This window comes from Phyllobacterium sp. TAF24, from assembly GCF_052113785.1.
In the GTDB taxonomy this organism is placed as follows: domain Bacteria; phylum Pseudomonadota; class Alphaproteobacteria; order Rhizobiales; family Rhizobiaceae; genus Phyllobacterium.
The window spans coordinates 172247-195487 of the sequence record NZ_JBFRDN010000003.1 but is presented as its reverse complement, the minus strand read 5'-3'; the positions used below and the strand labels follow the sequence as shown (position 1 = coordinate 195487).

Genomic DNA, 23241 nt, shown 5'->3' with positions numbered 1-23241 from the left:
CGAAAACGTCAAAAAAAATGTGCATGATGTGGACCGCCGGGCCAATTCTCGCCTTTTTCTGATCAAAAATCGTCGTTCATGCGCTATCGCACCACCTGTTTCGGGATTTTTCATCAAAATTGAAATTTGGTTATCGAAGCGTTTCGTATGCTGTTCAGATTTTAGCACTAGTGATCAGAGCTGGCTGTCTTGCTATCTGATATAAGACTAAAAGATAAGGAAACTGTCGGCTCGAAAGACCGCTTCAAGACACTGCAAACTTCGTTTCGGGGCTACGGACAAAAATGGGTCCATTCCTTGTTGTGATTTGCCGATTGGAAAAATCCTGTATGTTATGTTGTCCCGCCTTTTTGAACATCAGCCAAACTCCATCGTGAATAACAGGTCAAATGCATGACAGCTCCGGTCATTCTCATCATTGCAGCTGTCGCCCTTTGCGTTGTCATGGCCTGCGCGTTCCTCGCGCAGCGTATGACCGGCAATAGCGGGTGGGCTGACACTTTCTGGTCGTTCGGTGTGGGCGCTATTGGCATTCTCTCGATTCTGTTTTCAAACGATATGGTCTCGTCATCGCGAAAATGGCTGGTGATCATTCTGCTCGCGCTCTGGTCGTTGCGGTTGGGTGGACATATTCTGCTTCGCACGCTCAACAGCGAGGACGATCCGCGTTATGCACGTTTGCGCCGGGAGTGGGGTTCTGCTGCCAATTCGCGCATGTTCTTTTTTCTGCAAAGCCAGGCGTTCGCCGGGATTTTGCTTGTTATCAGCGTCTATATCGCCGCCGCCCGGCCTGACATAGATCTCGAATTTCCGGATTATCTTGGGCTTGTGGTTATGATTATTGCCCTTGCGGGTGAAGCGATTGCCGATTGGGAGCTCAAGCGGTTTTCCCGCAATCCCGCCAATCGCGGCAAGATATGTGACACCGGCCTCTGGCGCTGGTCGCGCCATCCGAACTATTTTTTTGAATGGCTTGGCTGGGTGTCCTATGTGCTGATTGCGGCGGATTTCGATGGTGATTATGTACATGGCTGGCTGACGCTCGCCGCGCCTGTCCTGATGTACATACTGCTGCGTCATACATCAGGGGTGCCGCCGCTGGAGGAACATATGCTGGCGACACGCGGTCAGGCTTTCCGGGATTATCAGCAGCGCACCAGCATCTTTTTCCCCATGCCTCCGCAGAAATGACCGGAGCCGAAATGCTCAGGGGCAAGTCAGATCAATCCACAGGATCGGCATTGCGCAGCAAGGATTCCAGTGTTTCCAGCCGGTCCGCCTCAATCGGCGGCTTGTCCCAGCGCAGGCGCGAAATACGCGGAAACCGCATGGCAACACCTGACTTGTGACGTTTCGACCGGTTCAGTCCCTCAAAGGCTATTTCCAGCACGAGCCCATGATCCGGCTCCGCCCGCACTGATCGCACCGGGCCAAAACGCTCCGTGGTATTATTGCGCACATAGGCGTCGAGTTGTTTCAATTCTTCGTCGGTAAAGCCGAAATAGGCCTTTCCGACGGGCACGAGATGTGGGTTCTCTTCGGGGCCGGTCCAGACGGCGAAAGTATAATCCGAGTAGAAGCTGGATCGCTTGCCATGGCCGCGCTGCGCATAGACGAGCACGGCGTCAATGATGAAGGGATCGCGTTTCCATTTGAACCAGGGTCCTTTCGGACGTCCGGGCACGTAAGTGGAGTCGCGCCGCTTCAGCATCAATCCTTCGATGATGGGGTGCGGAGGGTTTTTTCGCAGCTCCACCAGATCATGAAACGTTTCATAGGGTACGAGCGGTGACAAATCGAAACGCGTAGCGTCGAGTGTGGCGACAAAACGCTCAAGTTTTTCCCGTCGTTCGGCGAAGGGCAAGGCCCGGATATCTTCTGCGCCATCAAACAGCAGATCGTAGAGCCGCACGAAAGCCGGATGACTTTCCATCTGCTTGGCCGTGACAATTTTGCGGTTGAGCCGTTGCTGCAGATCACCGAAGGCACCGATCTCTATGGTGTCGGTGCTACTGCGTGCAACGAGCAGTTCGCCGTCCAGTGTGCCCTCGAAATTCATGGCATCGGCAATATCAGGAAAGGCATGGGAGATATCATCGCCCGTGCGCGAATAGATGCGGCGCTGCCCGGCCTCCGCGGTCAATTGCACGCGGATGCCGTCCCATTTCCATTCCGCCGCATAATCTTCTGCGATGATTTTCGCGTAGTCGGTTTCTTCGAGCGGGGTGGACAGCATAACCGGGCGGAATGGCGCGGCAGCAAGGCTTGCCGGCTTTTCCGCTTTTCCTTCAAGCCAAGCGAAGAGAGATTCATAGGGTGGCTTCAGCCCGTGCCAGAGTTCTTCAATCTCGCCGACATCCACTTTGCCGAAATCCGCCAGTGCCTGCTTGGCCAGCCTTGCCGAAACGCCAATGCGCAGACCACCGGTGACCAGCTTCAAAAGAGCATAACGGGCGGATGCATCGAGCTGATCAAGCCATTTTTCCACCAGCCTTATCGCATCGCTGCGTGAGGCGCGCGCCAGTGAAGCGACGACATCACCAAGGGTCGGAATGGCGTTGACCCGCGATGGCTCTTTGGCTGCCCAGGCAAGGGAAATGGTTTCGGCAAGATCGCCGACATAATCATAGGAATAGGCAAAAAGCTGCTCATCCACGCGCTCGGCAATGAGCCCGCGCAGCATGGCGGGTTTGACATTGGCGATGTCAAGATCACGCGTAATCGCAGCAAGGGCAAGGCCCCGGTCCGGGTCGGGTGTCTGCCTGAAATAGTCGACGAGCAGCGTGATCTTGCCATTGCGCTGCGGCGTCAGTACCAGCCGGTCAAGCAGCGCGGCAAATTCCTTCATCCATCTCCCTCGTCCTCATAGCCGACAAGATTGAGCGGCCGTGCGGCAAAACCATTAAGCTCGCACCATCTGACAAGCGCCTCTTCGCGTCCATGGGTGACCCAGATCTGCGACGGCGCCAACTCCTTGATTGTACCGGTAAGTTCATCCCAATCACAATGGTCTGACAGGATGATCGGCAACTCGACGCCCTGCTGGCGCGCCCGCTGGCGAATGCTCATCCAGCCCGATGCAAAGCACGATACAGGATCAGGAAAACGTCGCGCCCACCGGTCAAGGAAAGCCGATGGTGGCCCGACGACAACGCTACCGGCGAAATCCTGCGGTGTGCCCGTTTCCACGGTGGCGGAGGATAATGGTCCAAGATCAATACCCTGCGACTGGTAATAGTCGCAAAGCTTTGTCATTGCGCCGTGAATGTAGATTGTCTTGTCATAGCCCGCATCACGCATCATGCGAATAACGCGCTGCGCCTTGCCAAGCGCATAGGCACCCACAAGGTGCGACCGCTCGGGAAACTGGGCAATGGATTTCAGCAGTTTGGCGATTTCGTCCCTGGCATTGGGGTGACGGAACACCGGTAGGGCGAATGTGGCTTCGGTGATGAACACATCGCAGGGCACCAGCTCGAAGCCAAGACAGGTTGGATCAGCCGCCCGCTTGTAGTCGCCCGAACAGACAATGCGCATGCCATCTTTCTCAACCGCAATCTGGGCGGAGCCGAGCACATGGCCAGCCGGATGAAAGCTGACTTTTACGCCGTTGATTTCGGTGACAACGCCAAGCTCGGCTGTCTGCGTGGATCCAGCAAAATCATCGCCATAGCGTATGCCCATAATATCAAGGGTCTGACGGGTGGCCATGACCTTCTGGTGGCCCGATCTCGCATGATCCGCATGGCCGTGGGTGATCAAGGCGCGTTCAACCGGGCTGACCGGATCGATATAAAAATCCCCCGCTGGCGAATAGAGACCTTCCGGTGTTGATCGCAAAAGTTCTTCTGGGCGGGTCAGCATGGGGGAACACTCGATGCAGCGGTGTCACACCCCCCTCTGCCCTGTCGGGCATCTCCCCCACAAGGGGGGAGATCACATTGACACGAGCGCTTTCCCACAACCGGAAGCATTGCAGATTGTGCAAAGGCAGTAATACAGCTGATCTCCCCCCTTGTGGGGGAGATGTCCGACAGGACAGAGGGGGGTGAAACCGACAACATTTCCTCCATGCTCTTTCATTAACGAAGACAGGCGAAAGAAAACTTGGCGCTTTTCCCGCGCATCATTACATTCGCTCTTGTGAGCACCAAGACAAAGCCCCTTTTTGCTGAAGACAGCACACTCCTGCCAAAACCTTTCCTGGACTGGTTTCAGGCCAAGGGTTGGTCGCCCCGCGCGCATCAGCTGGAATTGCTGGAGGAGGCGCAGGCTGGCCATTCTGCGCTGCTCATTGCGCCCACAGGTGCAGGCAAGACGCTGGCGGGCTTTTTGCCTGCACTGGTTGATCTTTCAACGCGCGGCAAAAGCAATACCACCAGCCGCGGTGTCCATACGCTCTACATCTCGCCGCTCAAGGCGCTGGCGGTTGATATCGAGCGCAATCTGGCCCGACCCATCGAAGAGATAGGTCTTGATATCACCATCGAAACCCGCACCGGCGATACGCCTGCCCATAAGCGGCAACGCCAGAAGCTTGTTCCACCCGATATTCTCCTGACCACACCGGAACAGCTTGCTTTGCTGATTGCCAACAAGGATGCGGGGCGGTTCTTTTCCGATTTGCGCTATGTGATCTTTGACGAGCTGCATTCACTGGTCACATCCAAACGTGGCCACCTCTTGTCCCTCGGTTTGGCCCGGTTGCGAAAACTGCAACCGGGACTACAGACGATCGGGCTTTCGGCAACGGTTGCCGATCCCGACGCCCTGCGGCGCTGGTTGTTGCCGCAGGTGAACGGCATGCCCATGGCGAGCCTCGTCAAGGTCGAAGGTGGTGCCAAACCCCATATCACCATTCTTGAATCCACGGATCGTATTCCCTGGGCTGGTCATTCGGCTGTCTATGCACTGCCGGGCGTCTATGAGGCGATCAAACGGCACAAGACGACGCTGATTTTCGTCAACACCCGCAGCCAGGCAGAGCGACTGTTTCATGATCTCTGGATGGCAAACGATGACAATCTGCCTATCGCGCTGCATCATGGTTCGCTTGACGTCAGCAAGCGCCGCAAGGTGGAAGAGGCCATGGCCAACAATGCGCTGCGCGCTGTTGTCGCCACGTCGACGCTTGATCTCGGTATCGACTGGGGCGATGTCGATCTGGTCATCCATGTGGGCGCACCCAAAGGCGCGAGCCGCCTCGCCCAACGTATCGGACGGTCTAACCACCGCATGGACGAACCGTCGCGGGCTATTCTTGTCCCGGCCAACCGTTTCGAGGTAATGGAATGTCAGGCGGCGCTCGACGCAAACTATCTCGGGGCGCAGGACACGCCGCCGCTTGGCGATGGTTCGCTTGATGTGCTCGCCCAGCATGTGCTGGGCATGGCCTGCGCTGAACCGTTTCATGAACAGGCACTTTTCGACGAGATCACCACAGCCCTGCCCTATGCGACCCTGCCATATGAAACGTTTCATCGGATTGTCGACTTTGTGGCAACCGGCGGCTATGCGCTGAAAAGCTACGAACGCTTCGCCAAGATACGCCAGACCGCCGACGGCTCATGGCGCATCACCCATCCTCGCTTTGCCCAGCAATACCGGCTGAATGTCGGCACCATCATCGAGGCGCCCAGCCTCAATGTTCGCCTCACCCGGCAGCGCGGTAAAGGCGGCAATGCACGCGGCGGGCCTGTGCTTGGCAAAGTCGAAGAGTCGTTCCTAGAAGCACTGTCGCCGGGCGATACGTTCTTCTTTTCCGGCCGGGTGCTGCGCTTCGAGGGTATCCGCGAGAATGAATGTATCGTTTCAAATGCCGAAGGGTTTGACGCCAAAATCCCCGCCTATGCAGGTGGCAAATTCCCGCTGACCACTTACCTCGCTGATCAGGTGCGCTCCATGCTTGCGGACCCTGATCGCTGGGGCGCCCTGCCCGATCAGGTCAGCGACTGGCTTAGAATCCAGAAAGAAAAATCGGTGCTGCCTGATCCCGGCAGCCTGCTGGTTGAAACCTTTCCGCGCGGTGAACGCTACTACATGGTGATCTATCCCTTTGAAGGTCGGCTTGCGCATCAGACGCTTGGCATGCTGCTGACGCGGCGGCTTGAACGGGCAAAGGCCCGGCCGCTGGGCTTTGTCGCTACGGATTACGCGCTGTCGATCTGGGGACTGCGCGATATGGGCCGCATGTTCAAGAATGGCGAGTTGCCGCTCTCCGAGTTTTTCGATGAGGACATGCTGGGCGATGATCTTGAAGCATGGCTGTCCGAAAGCTGGATGCTCAAGCGCACATTCCGCAACTGCGCGTTGATTTCGGGGCTGGTGGAAAAGCGCCATCCCGGTCAGGAAAAGACCGGGCGGCAGGTCACAGTCTCGACGGATCTCATCTATGACGTCCTGCGCACGCATGAGCCTGACCATATCCTCATTCAGGCCACACGCGCCGATGCGGCCACCGGGCTTCTCGACATTCGCCGTCTTGCCGATATGCTGGCACGAATCAAGGGTCACATCATTCATAAGGATCTCGACCGGATATCACCGCTCGCTGTTCCCGTGATGATGGAAATTGGCAAGGAACGCGTTCCGGGTGAAGCCCACGAAACGCTTCTGGAAGAGATAGCAGACGAGTTGACCCGCGAGATGATGGAAGGCAAATGAATCTGGCGGTTCACACAACAAGGACAATGCTGCACGGCGCTGTTGAAATCGACATCACCGGGCACACGGCCATCTGTGATCCATCAGGGGCGCTTTATCTCGAGGCCGACCGTATCCTCATCGTCTCGGACCTGCATTTCGAAAAAGGTTCGTCCTTTGCCCGGCGCGGCATGATGCTGCCGCCCTATGACACCGCCTCCACACTGAAAGTGCTGGCGGCATGCATTGCCCGTTATCATCCCACCTGCGTTATCAGCCTTGGCGACAGTTTCCACGATGGCGATGCCGCCGCCCGCCTGCCCGAAATTTATGCGCGGCAGCTGGCGGCACTCATGCAGGGCCGCGACTGGATATGGATTACAGGCAATCACGACCCTGATCATCCTGCTGATCTTCCCGGTGATACCTATAGAGAACTTGCCTTCGGCTCGCTGGTGTTTCGCCATGAACCTTCAAAAGGCTCCCCCTTGGGCGAAATCGCCGGACATCTGCATCCCGCGGCAAAAGTCGTCAGGCGTGGCCAGGCGGTGCAAAGGCGCTGTTTTGTCAGCGATCACACGCGCATGATCATGCCTGCTTTTGGCGCATATACCGGCGGCTTGAATGTTCTTGGCCGGGCCTTTCACGGCCTGTTTGATGGTACCAACCTCAAGGCCTATATGCTCGGCCACAACAGGGTTTATCCCATGCTGCGCAAGGCGCTTTATCCCTAGCGCTTTCTCGCGAGGTTATAGACCTCGCTGCGTTCCCGTTTCCCTACGGCCACGACGAGCACCGTTATGGTTTCGTCATGGACCCGATAAACCAGCCGATAGCCCGCCTGCCGCAGCTTGATCTTGTAATGATCAGGCATGCCATGCAGGGCGGCACTGGGGACGCGAGGCATCTCCAGTCGATCCCTTAGCTTCTTGACGAGTTGCTGGCGGATCGTAGCGCCAAGCTTGTCCCATTCCTTGCGGGCGGATGGAAGGAACTCAAGCTTAAAGGTCATTAATATTGACCGGAACGCCCTTTTCATCCGACCGGGATTTGATGATTTCAGCCAAATGTATATCATCAAGTCGATCAAGCATGGCTTCGTAAACATCAGCGGGAACCATATAAGCCATGACGCGGTTGTGGTTGAGTACGGCCACCGCTTCGCCCTGCGCCTCATTCATGATCGCGGTTGGGCTTTTCTTGAGGTCTGATACGGTCACCGCCACCGAGGCTTCGACACGTTGCATGGCAATCTCCATTCAGTATGAAATTTAGTGCTTACATAAGTATAATAATTCGATCTATTTATAAAGCTCAAAATGGGTTCGATCAAATCGGCAGGCGGCCATCTTCCTTGAGTGTATCAAGCACGATGGCGGTTTTGACGTTTTGTACGGATTCATGCGGTAGCAGCACCTCATTGACGAAGGCGGAAAGTGCGCGCAGGTCTGGCGTGACCACCTTGATGAAATAATCCATCTCGCCGGTGAGCGCATGAGCCTCCATCACCTGTGGCAGCTTTGAAATCAGCTCGGAGAAACGGCGGGAGTTGTCGCGATTGTGGGTCGCCAATGTCACTGAGATGATGTTCACGATACCAAGGCCAAGCTTTTCCCGGTCAATTTCTGCCCTGTAACCACGGATAAATCCCTCTTCTTCCAGCCTTGAACGGCGGCGGGAGCACTGGGAGGCCGACAGGTTGACCCGTTCGGAAAGTTCGTTATTCGTGAGTCGTCCGTCCTCCTGCAGGGAAGACAGTATTTTGCGGTCAAATGCATCAAGGTGTTCCATTCATGCATTCCTTATCAATAATATGCACGATACATGCATATTATGCCTCCACCGAGCGTCGAAATGCAAGCACATTGCATGCCCATTGCGCGATAATGACGCAAGCCAGAGGAGGATGTTATGGGCCCATTTCCGCACGACGCACCTGTTGCCACGATCAGCAAGGATAATCCTGCTGGAACCGATGGCTTTGAGTTTGTCGAATTCGCGCATCCTGAGCCGGAAAAGCTGGAAGAACTTTTTACCCGCATGGGCTACAAGCCCGTTGCCCGTCATCGTTCGAAAAACATAACGCTGTGGCGTCAGGGCGATATCAATTACATCCTCAATGCTGAACCGGGTTCCCATGCGACGAAATTCGTTGGGGAGCACGGTCCTTGTGCGCCATCCATGGCCTGGCGCGTGGTTGATGCCAAGCACGCCTTTGATCATGCGGTTGCCAAGGGTGCGACGCCCTATACCGGCGATGACAAGACCCTAGATGTTCCCGCTATTGTCGGCATTGGTGGCTCGATGCTGTATTTCATCGAAAAATATGGTGAGAAGGGCTCTGTTTATGAGGACGAGTTCGAGTGGTTGGGCGAGCGCGATCCAAAGCCTGAAGGTGTTGGTTTCTACTACCTTGACCACCTCACCCATAATGTCTATCGCGGCAATATGGACAAGTGGTGGGCGTTTTACCGCGAATTGTTTGGCTTCAAGCAGATTCACTTCTTTGATATTGCCGGTAAGCTGACGGGCCTTGTCTCCCGGGCGATCACCTCGCCCTGCGGCAAGATCCGTATTCCCTTGAATGAATCGACTGACGATAAGAGCCAGATCGAGGAATATCTGCGTAAGTACAAGGGCGAAGGGATCCAGCACATCGCTGTCGGCACCGAAGGTATTTATGACGCGACGGATAAGCTTGACGAAAATGGTCTCAAGTTCATGCCGGGTCCGCCCGAAACCTATTACGACATGTCGCATGACCGCGTGCATGGCCATGACGAGCCGATTGAACGGATGAAGAAGCATGGCATTCTTATCGATGGCGAAGGCGTTATCGATGGGGGCATGACAAAAATCCTGTTGCAGATTTTCTCCAGGACGGTCATCGGACCGATCTTCTTCGAGTTCATCCAGCGCAAGGGTGACGAAGGCTTTGGCGAGGGCAATTTCCGTGCCCTGTTCGAGTCAATCGAAGAAGACCAGATTCGCCGCGGCGTCATCAAGGTTGATGCAGCGGAATAAATCTCAAAACCGCGTGAGTAGTTCCTGCTCACTCACGCGGCTTGGCCTTATCCGGGTGTGCAGCTGCAAAAGCCTTCAGCTTTTCACAGCGTTTGGTGATGGCGTTCACGCGCTTCAGCCCTGAAATATCCGCGCCCCAGCGGCGGGCATTATAGACCTGTGGCACAAGGCAGAAATCCGCCATTCCCGGCTTATCGCCATGGCAGAATTTGCCGGTATCCGGGCTATCAAGCAGTCTTTCGAATGCCGCCAATCCTTCCGCGATAAATTTCTGCATCCATGCGCTGCGGGCGGCATCACCGCCGCCGGTGATCTCCATTACATGCGCAATGACCCCGGTGTTGCAGACGGGATGAGTTTCCATTGCTATGGCATAGGACAGTGCACGCACCCGCTGCCTGCCTGCGGGATCAGGCGGCAGGAATGCGGCATCAGGGTAAATCTCGTCAAGATATTCGATAATTGCCAGTGACTGGGTCATCATCCGCCCGTCCATCGCCAACGTCGGAACGAGGCCCTGCGGGTTGCGGCTGAGATTATCTGGGTCCTTCTGTTCGCCCTTGAGCAAATTCACGGGAACGCTCTCATAATCAAGCTTGAGGCTCTGGAGTGCTATACGCACCCGGTAGCTTGCCGATGACCGCCAATATTCAAAGAGGATGAGCCCGCTCATTCCTCAGTTCCCCGTTTCGTAGCGCGCGACCTGCTGTTCGATTGCTCCAAAAATGGAGTGACCATCTTTGTCTTTCATTTCGACACGCACTGTGTCGCCAAACGCCATGAATGGGGTCTTTGGTGCACCATGGCTGATCGTTTCGATCATCCGGATTTCCGCGATACAGGAATAACCCGCTCCGCCTTCCGCAACAGGTTTACCCGGTCCGCCATCAAGCTTGTTGGAAACCGTGCCCGAGCCGATGATCGTGCCTGCGGCAAGTGGCCGGGTTTTCGCTGCATGGGCAATGAGAACAGGGAAATCAAAGGTCATATCGATGCCCGCATTGGCTCGCCCGAATGGCTTGCCGTTATAATCAACACTCAGCGGCAGATGTACCTTGCCGCCGTCCCAGGCCTCGCCGAGTTCATCGGGTGTCACAGCCACAGGCGAGAAAGCGGAGGAAGGCTTTGACTGAAAGAAGCCAAAACCTTTTGCCAGTTCAGCCGGGATCAGTCCGCGAAGGCTGACATCATTGACCAGCATGATGAGGCGGATGGCACCCCGTGCCTGATCTGGCGTTGCCCCCATCGGCACATCATCGACAATAACGGCCACTTCGCCTTCCATGTCGATGCCGTAGGCTTCATCAGCCATCACAATAGGTGCGCGCGGTGCGAGAAAACTGTCGGAGCCGCCCTGATAGATCAGCGGATCGGTCCAGAAACTCTCGGGCATTTCTGCGCCGCGTGCCTTGCGCACCAGTTCGACGTGGTTGACGTAAGCCGATCCATCGGCCCACTGAAAAGCGCGGGGCAGCGGCGAAAGCGCCTCATGTTCATGAAAACGCTCCGATGGCACCGAGCCATGGTCGAGGCTCTCGGCGAGCGCTTCCAGATGCGGTGCAATCCGCGCCCAGTTGTCGAGTGCCGATTGCAATGTTGGGGTCAGAAACGATGCGTCGGTAAAACCAGTCAAATCCTTGGACACGATGACGAGCCTGCCGTCGCGGGTTCCATTGTTCAGTGATGCGAGTTTCATTCGGACCAGTCTCCCTCGGGTGTTCCATTGAACCGCTTTTTCAGGTCCGTCCAGCAATCGGCATAATTATCCTGCAGCGATTCCAGTTCCGCCGCAAAGCGGGTCAGGTGCTGCGGGAAACGCGTTTCGAACATGAAGGCCAGTGTATTTTCAAGCTTGTGCGGCTTGAGTTCCACTGTTGATGCCTTGTTGAATCCCATTGTATCCGGTCCATGTGGCAGCATCATATTGTGCAGGCTCATGCCACCGGGAACGAACCCCTCTTCCTTGGCGTCATACTGACCATAAACCAATCCCATGAATTCCGACATGATATTGCGATGGTACCATGGCGGGCGGAAACTATGCTCGGCAACCAGCCAGCGCGGCGGGAAAATAACGAAATCGACATTCGCGGTCCCCTCCTCGCCTGATGGAGCTGTGAGCACCGTAAAGATCGACGGATCGGGATGATCGAAGAGGATGGCACCGACGGGTGAGAAGGTGCGCAGATCATATTTATAGGGCGCGTAATTGCCATGCCATGCCACCACATCGAGCGGCGAATGGCCAAGGCCCGTTTCATAGAACTTGCCGCACCATTTTACATGCAGACGGCACGCTGTTTCCTTGTCCTCATAGGCGGCAACCGGCGTTTTGAAATCGCGCGGGTTGGCAAGGCAGTTGGCACCGATGGGCCCGCGATCGGGCAGTGCGAATTTTGCACCGTAGTTTTCGCAGATATAGCCACGAGCTTCGCCGTCAAGCGCGGCGACCTTGAACACCATGCCGCGCGGGATGATGCAGATTTCCGACGGCTCGATTTCCATGATGCCCATTTCGGTGAACACGCGCAGACGGCCCTGTTCCGGCACGAGCAGCATCTCGCCATCGGCATTGAAAAAGTAGTCATCGTCCATATCGCGGTTGAATGCATAGACATGTGCAGCCATGCCAACCTGACCATGCACATCGCCGGCGGTGGTCATGGTGCGGATGCCGTCGATGAAATTGACGGGTTCCTTCGGCATAGGCGTCGGATTCCAGCGCAACTGGCCGATAGGAAGTTCGTGGTCATCGAGATTGGGTGCTGTTTTCCAGTCTTTGCGTGCGGTGGAAGTAAAGCGCCCTGAATGTTTCACCGACGGGCGAATACGGTAAAGCCATGAGCGTTCATTGATACCACGCGGTGCGGTGAAGGGAGAACCGGACAGTTGTTCGGCATAAAGCCCATAGGCACAGCGCTGCGGCGAGTTTTGTCCTTGCGGCAGGGCGCCCGGAAGAGACTCGGTTTCGAAATCATTGCCGAAGCCCGGCATGTAGTGAAGGGTCATGATCAGTCCTCCCGATCTGAGATATTGGCGGCGGAACGCGGCCAATCTATTTAGTTGCATTTGTGACGATCTATTTTGTAACTATCAACGGCAAAGGAGATCAGATGACAATTAAAGAGAACGAGGCTGGGCTGGCGCCGCTTATTCTGGAGGATTTCATTCCCTACCGGCTGAACAAGGCGGCGGAAGCGATTAGTCAGCGATTTGCCAGCCAGTATCGCGACGAATATGGGCTGACGCGGCCGGAATGGCGCACGCTGGCGACACTTGGCCAGTTCGGTGCTTTATCAGCCACGGCGATTGGCGCGCACTCTTCAATGCATAAGACGAAAGTCAGTCGTGCAGTGTTTTCACTGGAGCAGCGCCATTGGCTCAAGCGCAAGCGCGATGAAGCCGACCGTCGTACGGAACATCTCGAACTGACACCTGCCGGACGCAAGGCGTATCAACGCCTGACGACGCTCGCGCATGATTATGAGACGGAACTTTTTACCCGGCTTGGTGAACGGGGCGCAAAGGATTTGAAGGCCGGGCTTGCGGCACTTGAGGCCTATTACCGGCAGGGCCGGTAATAGGCTCTGTCCGATCAGAACGGCATTTCGACCCGTGGCCAGATTTCACGCGATAACTTGCGGTAGTCGGTTTTCTTCGGGTTGGATGGATAGGGTGCGCCCGCGTCGATATAGATGATCTCCGCCGCCACCGGTTCAAAACCCGCGTGGAAATGGTTGGTGGATTTGACCAGCAGGATGTCTTTCGAGGCAGGTTCGATGCCAAGATTGGAAAAAATATCCGGCTCAAAAGTCTGGGTGCGGTTTGTGTTGAGGATGACCTCTATGTTGGTGCCCTCAAGCCGGATTACAGCCGCTGGCCCCAGCGTGACGCGGCTCTTGCCAAAGCTCTGCCAGCCCTCCTGTACGGCTTTCAGCACTTCAACGCGTGCATCGAGCGGCGCGCCGCCATCCGGTCCCGCCTTGCCGCCAAAGCGGAGTTGAATCTTCGCGCCCTCACCTGCTGCCAGACAGAAGGTAACGGCAATCGGGTCCCAGATTGTGGCGACGGCAACGTTGTCGATGCCGCGTTCGATCATGCGGCGCAGGATCAATGTGCCGTCGCCCGCAACGCCGCCGCCGGGATTGTCCCAGACGTCTGCAACAACAACTGGTTTACCGCTTTTCGTAGCCGCAAGTTCGACGGCTTTGTCGAGGCCAGCTTCCGTATCAAGCATCGGCATCGCCGTCCGGCCGCGCATCCCGAAAATTTCCATACCGAGCGATTCAGCCAATGCCGCACCGCGCGGCGCGTCATTGTCGGTGACGACCATCACCTGCGTGCCAAGCTCAGGCACATCCCCGGCCATGAAACCGTGAATCAGGGAAATCGAGAGAATATTGTGGTGGCCCTGCAGGGCCTGAATGCGGTCAACGAAGGAACGCATCGGCTCGCGGCTTGTCGGAAAGACACCGATCATGCGGCAATCGAAGGTGGAAATGATGGGTTTGATCTCACCGCGCAGGGTACGAAGGGCAAGATCGACCACATGCTCGCCGCGTTCGTAAAAATCCGTATGCGGAAATTCGAGGAAGGCGGCGAGAATGTTGGAATTCTCCACCCGCTTGCGCGTTAAATGGCTGTGTGGATCAAGTTCAGAAGCTATCAGCACATCAGGCCCGACGATTGAGCGAATGCGCTCCAGAAGATCGCCTTCACAATCATCATAGCCCTGCGCAACCATGGCACCATGCAGGCCGAGGATCACGCCATCAACAGGCAAAGCGGCTTTCAACTGATCAAGAATTTCATCGCGCAGCCCTTCATAGGCCTGCTGTTGCAACAGGCCACCGGGTTCCGCCCACGTTGCGGTGCCTTCGATGAGTTCAAAACCTTCTTCCCGCGCACGGCGGCGCAACACAACTATTGGCGCGGAGCAGAGTGTCGGCGTGTCAGGATGTTCGCCTGGTCCTGCATAGAACGCCATTTCAAAACTGGCGCGGTCCGTCGGGACGGGTGAAAACGTGTTGGTTTCCGTGGCGAGGGACGCGGTGAAGATGCGCATGGTCACTTTCTCTGGGCAGACTGCAGCTTTGCTACTGCGATATTCGGTTTGCATCCCTATGGTTCGTGGTTCGACAAGCTCACCATGAGGGAGAGGGATGGGTTGCGGGGAGCTTTATTCTGTAACGGCCGTGATTATCGTTACATCACCTCTCTCCCTCATGGTGAGCTTGTCGAACCACGAACCCGTCATATTCACAGCGGCTTGTATGCGATGGCTTCGATCTCGATTTTGATGTCGATCATCAGGCGCGATTCAATCGTTGTGCGTGCTGGCGGGTTTTCGGTGAAATAGGTGGCATAGGTTTTGTTGAACGCTGCGAACTCGCGCGCATCTTCCAGAATGACGAAGGTTTTCACCACATCGGAAAGTTCTGCACCCGCTAATGCCAGCGCTGCCTTGATGTTTTCCATCACCTGTTTGGTCTGGGCTTCAATACCGCCAATGATGACGGTGCCATCGGCTCCAACAGGAACCTGACCGGAAATGTAGATGAAATCCCCGGCGCGAACGGCTGGTGACAGCGGTACATGCGATGATCCGAAATGTTGTTTTGTCATGATATTCACGTCCTATATTTGATTATTTGACGGCGCCGATGGAAAGACCGCGCACCAGATAGCGCTGCAACCAGGCAAAGAGAATGGCCACGGGAACCGATGCTACAAATGCCGCAGCCATGACGTAGTGCCAGTCGACGGTGTAACGCCCGGCAACGAGCGAAAGCACGCGGATGGGCAGAGTATAGTTCTCTTCCTTGCGCAGCATGGTGAGTGCGATGACGAACTCGTTCCATGCATTGATGAAGGTGAAGATGGCGGTGACCACCATCGCCGGGACCGCAAGCGGCAGAAACACACTGCGCAAGGTGCGCCAGCGATTGGCGCCTTCCATCCATGCGGCTTCTTCAAGATCACGCGGGATGGTGGAAAAATAGCTTTGCAGCATCCACACGCAGAAGGCGATGTTGAAGCCCGTATATATAATGACGAGCACATTCAGATTGTCGATCATCCCGGCATTGGCCACCAACCTGAAGAGGCCGATGACCAAAACGATCGGCGACAGCATCTGTGAGACAAGCAGAAATTGCCGGTAGGCATTGCGGCCCGCAAATTCGTAGCGGCTTAGCGCATAGGCTGCCGGAATGGAAACGATGATCGTCAGGGCCGTTGAAAGCGTGGAGACATAGAGCGAATTGGCGAGAGCTGAACCCACGCCTGATGTTTGCCACATCTCGGAAAAATTCTGCCAGTGCAGCTCTTCCGGCCACCATGTGGGGTTCAATACCTCTGTTGCTGATTTGAGCGAGGTGATGGTCATGACCGCGTAAGGGAACAGGATCACCACAATGATGGGCGAGAGACACAGCCAGAAAAGCAGCGAGCGTTTGAGTTTCCTGTTCATCATGCCTTCTCCTCGCGCATGGCAAGCCGCACATAGATCAGGGTGAAGACGAGAAGGATCGCGAACATGATCAATGAGATGGCCGCAGCATCGCCAAGTCGGCCAAGGCGGAACCCAAGCTCGTAGAGGTAGGTCACCAGAATATGGGTTGAATTCGCCGGACCGCCCTGTGTGGTTACCCAGATGATCGGGAACGAATTGAAGACATAGATGGTGTTCAAAACGAAAGCGATGTTGATGAATGGACGCAGCAGCGGCAGCGTAATCAGGCGAAACTGGTCCCAGCGCCCTGCCCCTTCGGTGGCAGCGGCTTCGTAGAGGTCTTCGGGAACCGATGAAAGACCGCCCAGAAAGATGGTGACGGTAAACGGAACCGAGACGAGAATGCCGATCAGGATCTGCATTGGAAAAGCCGTGGAAGCTTCGGCCAGCCACTGAATATTGCTGCCAATGACACCAAGATCGCGTAGCGCTGAATTCAGCATGCCGCTTTCGCCATTCAGAGCCCAACGCCAGACAACGGCGGTCATGGTCAGCGAAATCGCCCAAGGCAGCATGATCAGGATGCGGGCAATGCCGCGACCGTAGAAATCCTCATTGAGGATCAGTGCGATGGGTACCGATACGATGAGCGTACCAAGCACAACACAGGCGGTCCAGATCAGCGTGCGCCATGTGGCGGCGATAAAGTCAGGGTCTGCAAACAGAACGCGGAAATGCTCAAGCCCGACGAAATCCCGAAGGATACCGAAACGGTTCACGTCATGCAGTGAGAGCGACACAATCTCTTTCAGCGGCCAGAGGATAATGGCGGCTGCCAGAAGAAAGCTCGGCAGGATGAGAAAATAGGGGGCTGTTGCCCGTTGCATAAGCGTGCGTTCCTTCGATCAGGTTTCTTGGTGTGATCCGTGAAGACTCCCACACCGTCGCTCCGACCCTCCCCACGATGGGGAGGGTAAGGCAGCGGCAAACTCGGTGATTGTCTTCACCCTCCCCTTGTGGAGAGGGTCGGAGCGAAGCGACGGTGGGGGTAAAACAACACACCGCCCCTATCGCCATCTCACATTATTTCAGCGTTGCGTTGATCTTGGCTGCCGCCTCTTTCAACGTCGCTTCAGCTTCACCCTGTCCGAGATAAATCTTCTGCACGGCATTGGAGGTTGTCTTGGCAATATCCTCCCAGCCCGGAATAACCGGTGCAAAGCGGGCATTGGGCAGAAGCGATGTGAACACTTTCAGATCGGCATTATCGGCAAAGTATGGGTCTTTGGCTTCTTCTGCATTAACTGGCAGGAAGCCCTCGATCTTGTCGAACTTGGTGCGCTGTTCGGCGGTGAAGATAAAATCGAGGAACTTCCACGCGGCTTCCTTGTTCTTGGAGTTTTCGAACAGGACGATGGAGTCGGTCACACCATAGGTACCCTTGTCGCCGTTTGGACCGGCTGGAATTGGCGCTACGCCATAATTCAGCTTCGGCGCCTCTGTCTTGATCTGGCCTGACAGGAAAGGAGCCGTGATAACAGTTGCCACTTTGCCCTGCTTGAACAGGTTCTGCACATCTTCACGCGAATAGGAAGTTACACCCGGCTGGGTCAGGCCCCCATCGATAAAGCTCTTGTAAAGCTTGGCCGTTTCAATGGCTGCCTTGGAATCAAGTCCGGATTTTCCGTCCTTGACGATCTCGCCGCCATTCGACCACATGCCGTAATAGAAATAGACATCGGTCTCGATTTCCTTGCCCTGCAGGCCGAAACCATAGGTCTCACCGCCAAGCTTCTTGATCTTTTCCGCATCGGTCTTGAAATCAGCCCATGTTGCTGGCGGCGCACTGATGCCAGCCTTGGCGAAAATATCCTTGTTGTAATACATGGCGCGGGCCGAGGCGGCGATTGGCAGGCCGTAGACTTTGCCGTTCATGACTGACGGCGTAAGGAATGTATCGATAAAGCGGGCCTTGAACTCGGGCTTGATGTGCTCATCAAGCGGCGCAACGATGCCCTCGGACACATAATCGAGCAGCCAGCGTGTGCCGATGATGGAAAGATCGGCATTGGCACCGGCTGAGATATCGGTGGTCAGCTTCTGCTGCAGGCTGTCCCATGGCACAACTTCGATCTGGATTTTGACGTCAGGATTAGCCGCTTCAAATGCCTTGGCAGCTTCCTGGAAATAGGGTCCTGTGCCCTTGCTATATTCGGCGATGGTCACGCGCACGGTGCTGTCGGCAAAGGCGCTGCTGCTGAAAGCAACGATGCTTGCTCCGGCAAGAAGGCCAAGTTTCTGTCTGAATGTCATTGTCATTCCCCTTGTTATCACCGCGTTCGGGCGGTGTTTGTTTTCTCATGAACCATCTGTAGCGGGTGCGTCGCTGCGCTTCCCGAAAAGACTGTTCTCTCCAACCAGCCCATCTATCTTCAAATGTAATTTAATTTCATGCAAGCGAATTTTTAGGTTTGTTTCGTGTATTTTTATGTTGCTTTTTTTCATGTCTGGCCGTTAGCTTGATGACAAGCGGGCAGAATCCGCAAAAAATCGCCCGTCAAAGCGGGCCAATAATACGGGAACAGACGAACGGACGATGACCTCACCTCATTTGCATGATTTCTATGGCCTCAAAGGCAAGCAGGTACTGATCACCGGCGCTGGCGGTGGCATTGGTCAGGCGCTGATATCAGCGTTTGATGCAGCTGGAGCGATTGTTTCCGGTGCGGACCAGACCATTGAAGCGTTGGAAGCGTTGCCGCTCGCTCACCGGCTGGTTTTTGAGCTGACAGACCGCGCAGGAACAGAAAAGGCTATTGGCGACTTTATCAGGACAAACGGTACGCCGGATATGTTGATCAACAATGCCGGATTTACCCGCGGGGAAACGCTGGATCAGGTGGACGGCGATGTCTGGGATCGCGAGATTGCGATCAACCTGAATGGTGCGTTCCATGTAACCACCCCCATTGTCGAGGCCATGGCGAAACGCGGTGGCGGCAATATCGTGTTTATCTCATCGGTGAATGCCCTCTCGCATTTTGGCAATCCTGCCTATTCGGCGGCCAAGGCCGGACTGATTTCTTATGTGAAGGCGCTGGCGGTTGAGCGCGGTGCAAATGGCATCCGTGCCAATGCGGTCTGCCCCGGTTCAGTACGCACACCCGCATGGGATCACCGTCTTGCCGGCCATCCCGAGCTTCTGGCAAAGGTCCTGCCGCACTATCCGCTCGGGCGTATGGTGACACCGGAAGAAGTGGCGAGTGCCACGCTTTTTCTGGCCTCTTCGGCGGCATCGGGCATAACGGGTACAGCGCTCGCCGTGGATGCCGGATTGACAGCAGGCAATCTGCGTTTCATCAACGAAGTTCTTGCAGGGAAAAACTGATATGGCCGGATTGCAGATCAAACAACTTGTCAAATCCTACGGTGCCATGAGTGTCCTGCACGGCATCGATCTTGACGTACACGATGGCGAGTTTCTCGTGCTGATCGGCCCCTCGGGCTGCGGCAAGTCTACGCTTCTGCGGATGATTGCCGGTCTCGACGATATTTCCTCCGGTGAACTATGGATTGGCAATCGCCTGACCAATGGCCTTGCGCCGCAGCAGCGCAATATTTCCATGGTTTTCCAGAGCTATGCGCTGTTTCCGCATATGACGACGCGCAAGAACATCGGTTTCGGTCCGAAAATCCGCCGGGAGGCGGGCAGCATTATCGATGCCAAGGTGAACAAGGCAGCGGAAACGCTCAACCTGCATGATTATCTCGACCGCCTGCCCCGCCAGCTTTCCGGTGGTCAGCGCCAGCGCGTTGCCATGGGGCGGACCATTGTGCGCGAGCCGGACCTCTTCCTTTTTGACGAGCCGCTTTCCAATCTTGACGCCAAACTGCGTGTTCAAATGCGCACGGAAATCAAGGCGTTGCACCAGCAGCTTAAAACCACCATTGTCTATGTCACCCATGACCAGATTGAAGCCATGACCATGGCTGACCGGATTGTCGTCATGAACGGTGGCCGTATCGAACAGATTGGCTCGCCGCTGGAACTTTATGACCGGCCTGCCAATAAATTTGTTGCCGGATTCCTCGGCTCGCCCGCCATGAGCTTCATTCCGGGCACGCTTGAGCGTGGTGATGGCGTAGCGCGTATGCGGACCGCTGAAGGCTTTACCATTCCCGTCGGGGATACAACTGCGGCTTCAGGACAGCCGATTGAAGTCGGTATCCGGCCTGAACATTACCGCCTCGCTGCAAGTGGCCAGGGCTTCCCCTATAAGGTTGCAGTGATCGAACCGACCGGCTCGGAAACACACCTCTTCGGCACGATTGCCGGTGTTGGCGTTCGTGCAGTCTTCCGTGATCGCGTCGCGCCTGAACCGGGTAGCCAGATGATGCTGACAGTCAATCCTGATAAAGTTCATGTCTTTGACGGGAAAACCGGAAACCGGATTTAGAGCACATGGCCTCGCCGCATTTCGACATCGTTGCGCGGTTGCGGGAAATCGCTGAAAACGGTCAGCGATCCGATCAAAGAGTGGCGGCCGCCGTTCTGGCCGATGCGGATTTTGCCACGCATGCTTCGATAGAGCGGCTGGCGGAAAAGGCGGGGGTAAGCGAGCCGACAATTACCCGCTTCTGCCGCATGCTTGGCTTTGAAGGCACCCGAGACTTCAAGGTCGGGTTGGCACAATCGCTGGCGATCGCCGGGCGGTTCATTTCCGTCAATCCCGCCGATAGTTCTACCGGCAATGGTGTGCCTTCCATCATTGCAAGCAGCGCCATGAACGCAATCGAGACTGTGACGGGCCTGATCAATCGCGCCGATCTTGACCGTGCTGCGGCAATCGTTGCCGGAGCTGGCATGGTTCGGGCCTATGGGTCAGGCGGAGCATCCTCGATGGCCGCAACAGAACTTGAAAACCGGCTGTTCCGGCTGGGGCTTCTGGCGTCGTCACATATTGACGGCGAGATGCAGCAGATGACGGCCGCCACCAGCAACAAGGATACGGTTATTGTCGCCTATTCGCTTTCCGGCGAGGTGAAACCTGTTATCGACGCGGTGACCATTGCTGGACGCTATGGCGCAAAAACGATTGCCTTTACAGCGGCGAATTCCTCGCTGGCTGCGGCGGCGCAACTGGTCTTGCCCTTTCACATTGAAGAGGGCACGAATATCTACCGGCCCTCGCCCGCCCGCTACGCGCTGCTTGCCCTTACCGATATGCTTGCCATGAGCGTGGCGGAAAAGATCGGCGCACCGGCGGTGGAACGTATGCGCCGGATCAAGAACCTTCAGGGCATGCAAAAAAGCGATGCGCCGAACCTTCCGCTTGGAGATTGAGAATTGAAACTGTCCGAACTTGATACACCTGCCGTCCTTATCGATGTGAACAGGGCAGATGCCAATTTGCAGCGCTTCCAGACCTATGCGGACAAGCATGGGTTGGCCGTGCGCCCACATATCAAGACACACAAACTGCCGCGTTTTGCCAAGCGTCAGGTGGAACTCGGTGCTATCGGGATCACCTGCCAGAAACTCGGTGAAGTCGAGGTCATGGCCGATGCTGGTCTCACCGATATCTTTATTCCCTATAATATTATCGGCAAAGCCAAGCTCGACCGGCTTGTGGCGCTGCATCACCGTATCAAGATTGCTGTGACGGCCGACAGTGCGGCAACGGTGAGTGGCCTCGCCGCTGCGTTCGCCAATTCGGCAAAACCGCTCGAAGTTCTCGTTGAATGCGATACGGGCATGGGCCGCTGCGGGGTGCAAACGCCCGATGAGGCCGTGGCATTGGCGAAGACAATCGATGCCGCCAGCGGTCTCACCTTTGCGGGTTTCATGACCTATCCGAAAGCGGGCGCTGTCGCTGAAAATCAGGCTTGGCTGGCATCAGCAAAGCAGAAAGCCATTGATGCGGGTCTTAATCCCGGCATTATCTCGAATGGCGGCTCACCCGATATGTGGCATGCCCACGAGGTGACAACTGCCACGGAACATCGGCCCGGCACCTATATCTACATGGACCGGTTTCAGGTGGCAAAGAATGCGGGTACCTGGGACGATTGTGCTTTGACTGTCCTTGCAACCGTTGTCAGCCGCCCGACGGAAAACCGTGTGGTTATCGACGCGGGCTCAAAGTCGCTGTCGAGCGATACATTTGGAATGGAAGGTTTTGGGCGGATCGTGGAGTTCCCGGAAGCGGTGATTACATCGCTGAGCGAGGAACATGGGACAATCGATGTATCAGGTTGCAAATCCAAGCCTGAGATTGGCGATCGGGTGCGGATTATCCCCAATCATGCCTGCGTGGTGTCGAACCTGTTTGACAGCGTGGTGCTAATTTCAGGCGACGAGGTGGTCGAAATTGCCCCCGTCGCCGCGCGTGGCCGGGTCGATTAATTGCCGTAAATTGCTGCGCGCATTTTCTTCTGCGCCTGGGACATGGCCTGTCCCTTGGCATTGACCTGTTCAAGCAGAGTGTTCAGTTGCGCTTGAACAGTAGGATCGGACACCTCAAACATAGAGCCTGAAATCGTGATCTTGTCCTTATGCTGGTCAACGAAATCGACAACCTTCAGGAGAATGTCAAAGGTCTCGCTCGTGGCCGGAAAGATTTCCTTATAGGTATTGGCAAGATTGCTGACGGTCTTGTCATAGGCCTTGTCAAAAACGGGCTTAAGGTCCTCCGGCTGCTTCAATGCCGCATGAGCCTTATCTGCGGTGGCCTGCTCTTCATCCATGGCGGTGCGCAGAGTGCTCAGGCCAGCGAAGGCGGCCTTGATGTCTTCCTTGCGATTCATGGCATCATTGATGGATGTAATCGCACCCTTGGCAGTAAGGGCTTCCATCGGCTTGCTGATCTTTTCATTCATGGCCGCGTGAAAATCAGTGATGACCTTGTACTGAGCAGCATAGGAACCCAGGGATTTGGTCTCTTCTGCGGTGAGTTGCGGGACGCTCACACCCTTCTTGTCGACAATGCGTGTCTGCAGAAAATCGATGAATGCCTTGCGCTGGGTGACCTCGCTGTCCGAGCAAGCTGAGATTGTCAGGGCCATGAACACGGTCATGACAGCCGCAATGGCAAAACGGAATCCTGGCATTTTGTTACTTT

Annotated in this window: 23 protein-coding genes; 9 read left to right on the top strand and 14 right to left on the bottom strand. The window is 55.7% G+C overall.

The annotated features are described in order from the left end of the window. Positions 1–393: 393 nt before the first annotated feature. Complete coding sequence (locus tag AB4Y96_RS04390; RefSeq protein WP_441915918.1) at positions 394–1191, top strand: DUF1295 domain-containing protein; 798 nt, start codon at positions 394–396, stop codon at positions 1189–1191. Positions 1192–1222: 31 nt separating this feature from the next. Here the strand turns inward: AB4Y96_RS04390 and AB4Y96_RS04385 are convergent, their stop codons facing one another. Together AB4Y96_RS04385 and AB4Y96_RS04380 are read right to left on the bottom strand one after the other, a co-directional pair. Further along, positions 1223–2848 (bottom strand): cisplatin damage response ATP-dependent DNA ligase, encoded by a 1626-nt coding sequence (locus tag AB4Y96_RS04385; RefSeq protein ID WP_441915916.1) that lies wholly within the window; start codon positions 2846–2848, stop codon positions 1223–1225. Beyond that, entirely contained in the window at positions 2845–3864 is a 1020-nt protein-coding gene (locus tag AB4Y96_RS04380) for a ligase-associated DNA damage response exonuclease (RefSeq protein ID WP_441915915.1), read from the bottom strand. The genes AB4Y96_RS04385 and AB4Y96_RS04380 overlap by 4 nt, the downstream gene beginning before the upstream one ends. A 279-nt stretch (positions 3865–4143) precedes the next feature. On the opposite strand from AB4Y96_RS04380, the gene AB4Y96_RS04375 reads away from it, so the two are divergent. Continuing rightward, positions 4144–6663 carry a ligase-associated DNA damage response DEXH box helicase gene (locus tag AB4Y96_RS04375; RefSeq protein ID WP_441916035.1) on the top strand — a complete coding sequence of 840 codons (2520 nt, stop codon included), beginning with the start codon at positions 4144–4146 and terminating at the stop codon, positions 6661–6663. Beyond that, on the top strand, positions 6660–7376 hold the full coding sequence (gene pdeM / locus AB4Y96_RS04370; protein ID WP_441915914.1) for a ligase-associated DNA damage response endonuclease PdeM: 717 nt from the start codon (positions 6660–6662) through the stop codon (positions 7374–7376). The genes AB4Y96_RS04375 and pdeM overlap by 4 nt, the downstream gene beginning before the upstream one ends. On the opposite strand, the gene AB4Y96_RS04365 is transcribed toward pdeM, so the two are convergent. From AB4Y96_RS04365 to AB4Y96_RS04355, 3 genes are all read right to left on the bottom strand, one after another. Next, entirely contained in the window at positions 7373–7654 is a 282-nt protein-coding gene (locus AB4Y96_RS04365) for a type II toxin-antitoxin system RelE family toxin (protein WP_441915913.1), read from the bottom strand. The genes pdeM and AB4Y96_RS04365 overlap by 4 nt on opposite strands. Beyond that, positions 7644–7889: a type II toxin-antitoxin system Phd/YefM family antitoxin gene (locus tag AB4Y96_RS04360; protein ID WP_441915911.1), complete on the bottom strand. Its 246-nt coding sequence runs from the start codon at positions 7887–7889 to the stop codon at positions 7644–7646. The genes AB4Y96_RS04365 and AB4Y96_RS04360 overlap by 11 nt, the downstream gene beginning before the upstream one ends. Before the next feature lie 82 nt (positions 7890–7971). After that, positions 7972–8433: an Lrp/AsnC family transcriptional regulator gene (locus AB4Y96_RS04355; protein WP_441915910.1), complete on the bottom strand. Its 462-nt coding sequence runs from the start codon at positions 8431–8433 to the stop codon at positions 7972–7974. Positions 8434–8553: 120 nt separating this feature from the next. Between AB4Y96_RS04355 and hppD the strand changes: the two genes are divergently transcribed. Further along, positions 8554–9666: a 4-hydroxyphenylpyruvate dioxygenase gene (hppD, locus tag AB4Y96_RS04350; protein ID WP_441915908.1), complete on the top strand. Its 1113-nt coding sequence runs from the start codon at positions 8554–8556 to the stop codon at positions 9664–9666. A gap of 28 nt (positions 9667–9694) precedes the next feature. Here hppD and maiA read toward each other — a convergent pair whose 3' ends face one another. From maiA to hmgA, 3 genes are read right to left on the bottom strand one after another with little or no spacing between them, the layout of a single operon-like run. Then, positions 9695–10339 carry a maleylacetoacetate isomerase gene (gene maiA, locus AB4Y96_RS04345; RefSeq protein WP_441915907.1) on the bottom strand — a complete coding sequence of 215 codons (645 nt, stop codon included), beginning with the start codon at positions 10337–10339 and terminating at the stop codon, positions 9695–9697. A gap of 3 nt (positions 10340–10342) precedes the next feature. After that, on the bottom strand, positions 10343–11362 hold the full coding sequence (locus AB4Y96_RS04340) for a fumarylacetoacetate hydrolase family protein (protein ID WP_441915905.1): 1020 nt from the start codon (positions 11360–11362) through the stop codon (positions 10343–10345). Further along, complete coding sequence (gene hmgA, locus AB4Y96_RS04335) at positions 11359–12675, bottom strand: homogentisate 1,2-dioxygenase (protein WP_441915903.1); 1317 nt, start codon at positions 12673–12675, stop codon at positions 11359–11361. Before hmgA ends, AB4Y96_RS04340 begins: the two co-directional genes overlap by 4 nt. A gap of 104 nt (positions 12676–12779) precedes the next feature. Here hmgA and AB4Y96_RS04330 point away from each other — a divergent pair, with 104 nt between their 5' ends. Then, positions 12780–13247 (top strand): MarR family winged helix-turn-helix transcriptional regulator, encoded by a 468-nt coding sequence (locus AB4Y96_RS04330; RefSeq protein WP_441915901.1) that lies wholly within the window; start codon positions 12780–12782, stop codon positions 13245–13247. Between the two features lie 14 nt (positions 13248–13261). Here the strand turns inward: AB4Y96_RS04330 and AB4Y96_RS04325 are convergent, their stop codons facing one another. The 5 genes from AB4Y96_RS04325 to AB4Y96_RS04305 form a co-directional block, all read right to left on the bottom strand. Further along, positions 13262–14731, bottom strand: a complete 1470-nt coding sequence (locus AB4Y96_RS04325) for a M81 family metallopeptidase (protein ID WP_441915899.1) — start codon at positions 14729–14731, stop codon at positions 13262–13264. A 194-nt stretch (positions 14732–14925) separates the two neighbouring features. Next, a complete protein-coding gene (locus AB4Y96_RS04320) occupies positions 14926–15294 on the bottom strand; it encodes a RidA family protein (protein WP_175540724.1) in 369 nt (122 codons plus the stop codon). A 19-nt stretch (positions 15295–15313) separates the two neighbouring features. Beyond that, positions 15314–16141 (bottom strand): carbohydrate ABC transporter permease, encoded by an 828-nt coding sequence (locus AB4Y96_RS04315; RefSeq protein WP_175540722.1) that lies wholly within the window; start codon positions 16139–16141, stop codon positions 15314–15316. Continuing rightward, entirely contained in the window at positions 16138–17007 is an 870-nt protein-coding gene (locus tag AB4Y96_RS04310; RefSeq protein ID WP_091885482.1) for a carbohydrate ABC transporter permease, read from the bottom strand. Before AB4Y96_RS04310 ends, AB4Y96_RS04315 begins: the two co-directional genes overlap by 4 nt. A 196-nt stretch (positions 17008–17203) precedes the next feature. Further along, on the bottom strand, positions 17204–18433 hold the full coding sequence (locus AB4Y96_RS04305) for an ABC transporter substrate-binding protein (protein ID WP_441915896.1): 1230 nt from the start codon (positions 18431–18433) through the stop codon (positions 17204–17206). A gap of 283 nt (positions 18434–18716) precedes the next feature. Here AB4Y96_RS04305 and AB4Y96_RS04300 point away from each other — a divergent pair, with 283 nt between their 5' ends. The 4 genes from AB4Y96_RS04300 to AB4Y96_RS04285 are packed head-to-tail and all read left to right on the top strand — an operon-like array spanning position 18717 to position 22526. Beyond that, entirely contained in the window at positions 18717–19508 is a 792-nt protein-coding gene (locus AB4Y96_RS04300) for an SDR family oxidoreductase (protein WP_441915894.1), read from the top strand. Position 19509: 1 nt separating this feature from the next. Further along, positions 19510–20577 carry an ABC transporter ATP-binding protein gene (locus AB4Y96_RS04295; protein WP_441915892.1) on the top strand — a complete coding sequence of 356 codons (1068 nt, stop codon included), beginning with the start codon at positions 19510–19512 and terminating at the stop codon, positions 20575–20577. A 5-nt stretch (positions 20578–20582) separates the two neighbouring features. Next, entirely contained in the window at positions 20583–21464 is an 882-nt protein-coding gene (locus AB4Y96_RS04290) for a MurR/RpiR family transcriptional regulator (protein WP_112522409.1), read from the top strand. Between the two features lie 3 nt (positions 21465–21467). Further along, positions 21468–22526, top strand: a complete 1059-nt coding sequence (locus tag AB4Y96_RS04285; RefSeq protein WP_441915890.1) for a D-TA family PLP-dependent enzyme — start codon at positions 21468–21470, stop codon at positions 22524–22526. On the opposite strand, the gene AB4Y96_RS04280 is transcribed toward AB4Y96_RS04285, so the two are convergent. After that, a complete protein-coding gene (locus AB4Y96_RS04280; protein WP_441915888.1) occupies positions 22523–23230 on the bottom strand; it encodes a DUF3053 family protein in 708 nt (235 codons plus the stop codon). The two genes, AB4Y96_RS04285 and AB4Y96_RS04280, sit on opposite strands and share 4 nt — an antisense overlap. Positions 23231–23241 lie beyond the last annotated feature (11 nt).

Coding starts and splice junctions, on each gene's coding strand:
- hppD (WP_441915908.1), top strand. CDS start 8,554: ATGGGCCCATTTCCGCACGACGCACCTGTTGCCACGATCAGCAAGGAT.
- AB4Y96_RS04390 (WP_441915918.1), top strand. CDS start 394: ATGACAGCTCCGGTCATTCTCATCATTGCAGCTGTCGCCCTTTGCGTT.
- AB4Y96_RS04295 (WP_441915892.1), top strand. CDS start 19,510: ATGGCCGGATTGCAGATCAAACAACTTGTCAAATCCTACGGTGCCATG.
- AB4Y96_RS04330 (WP_441915901.1), top strand. CDS start 12,780: ATGACAATTAAAGAGAACGAGGCTGGGCTGGCGCCGCTTATTCTGGAG.
- AB4Y96_RS04340 (WP_441915905.1), bottom strand. CDS start 11,362: ATGAAACTCGCATCACTGAACAATGGAACCCGCGACGGCAGGCTCGTC.
- AB4Y96_RS04365 (WP_441915913.1), bottom strand. CDS start 7,654: ATGACCTTTAAGCTTGAGTTCCTTCCATCCGCCCGCAAGGAATGGGAC.
- pdeM (WP_441915914.1), top strand. CDS start 6,660: ATGAATCTGGCGGTTCACACAACAAGGACAATGCTGCACGGCGCTGTT.
- AB4Y96_RS04325 (WP_441915899.1), bottom strand. CDS start 14,731: ATGCGCATCTTCACCGCGTCCCTCGCCACGGAAACCAACACGTTTTCA.
- AB4Y96_RS04385 (WP_441915916.1), bottom strand. CDS start 2,848: ATGAAGGAATTTGCCGCGCTGCTTGACCGGCTGGTACTGACGCCGCAG.
- AB4Y96_RS04315 (WP_175540722.1), bottom strand. CDS start 16,141: ATGATGAACAGGAAACTCAAACGCTCGCTGCTTTTCTGGCTGTGTCTC.
- AB4Y96_RS04380 (WP_441915915.1), bottom strand. CDS start 3,864: ATGCTGACCCGCCCAGAAGAACTTTTGCGATCAACACCGGAAGGTCTC.
- AB4Y96_RS04300 (WP_441915894.1), top strand. CDS start 18,717: ATGACCTCACCTCATTTGCATGATTTCTATGGCCTCAAAGGCAAGCAG.
- AB4Y96_RS04305 (WP_441915896.1), bottom strand. CDS start 18,433: ATGACATTCAGACAGAAACTTGGCCTTCTTGCCGGAGCAAGCATCGTT.
- AB4Y96_RS04310 (WP_091885482.1), bottom strand. CDS start 17,007: ATGCAACGGGCAACAGCCCCCTATTTTCTCATCCTGCCGAGCTTTCTT.
- maiA (WP_441915907.1), bottom strand. CDS start 10,339: ATGAGCGGGCTCATCCTCTTTGAATATTGGCGGTCATCGGCAAGCTAC.
- AB4Y96_RS04280 (WP_441915888.1), bottom strand. CDS start 23,230: ATGCCAGGATTCCGTTTTGCCATTGCGGCTGTCATGACCGTGTTCATG.
- AB4Y96_RS04360 (WP_441915911.1), bottom strand. CDS start 7,889: ATGCAACGTGTCGAAGCCTCGGTGGCGGTGACCGTATCAGACCTCAAG.
- AB4Y96_RS04290 (WP_112522409.1), top strand. CDS start 20,583: ATGGCCTCGCCGCATTTCGACATCGTTGCGCGGTTGCGGGAAATCGCT.
- AB4Y96_RS04355 (WP_441915910.1), bottom strand. CDS start 8,433: ATGGAACACCTTGATGCATTTGACCGCAAAATACTGTCTTCCCTGCAG.
- hmgA (WP_441915903.1), bottom strand. CDS start 12,675: ATGACCCTTCACTACATGCCGGGCTTCGGCAATGATTTCGAAACCGAG.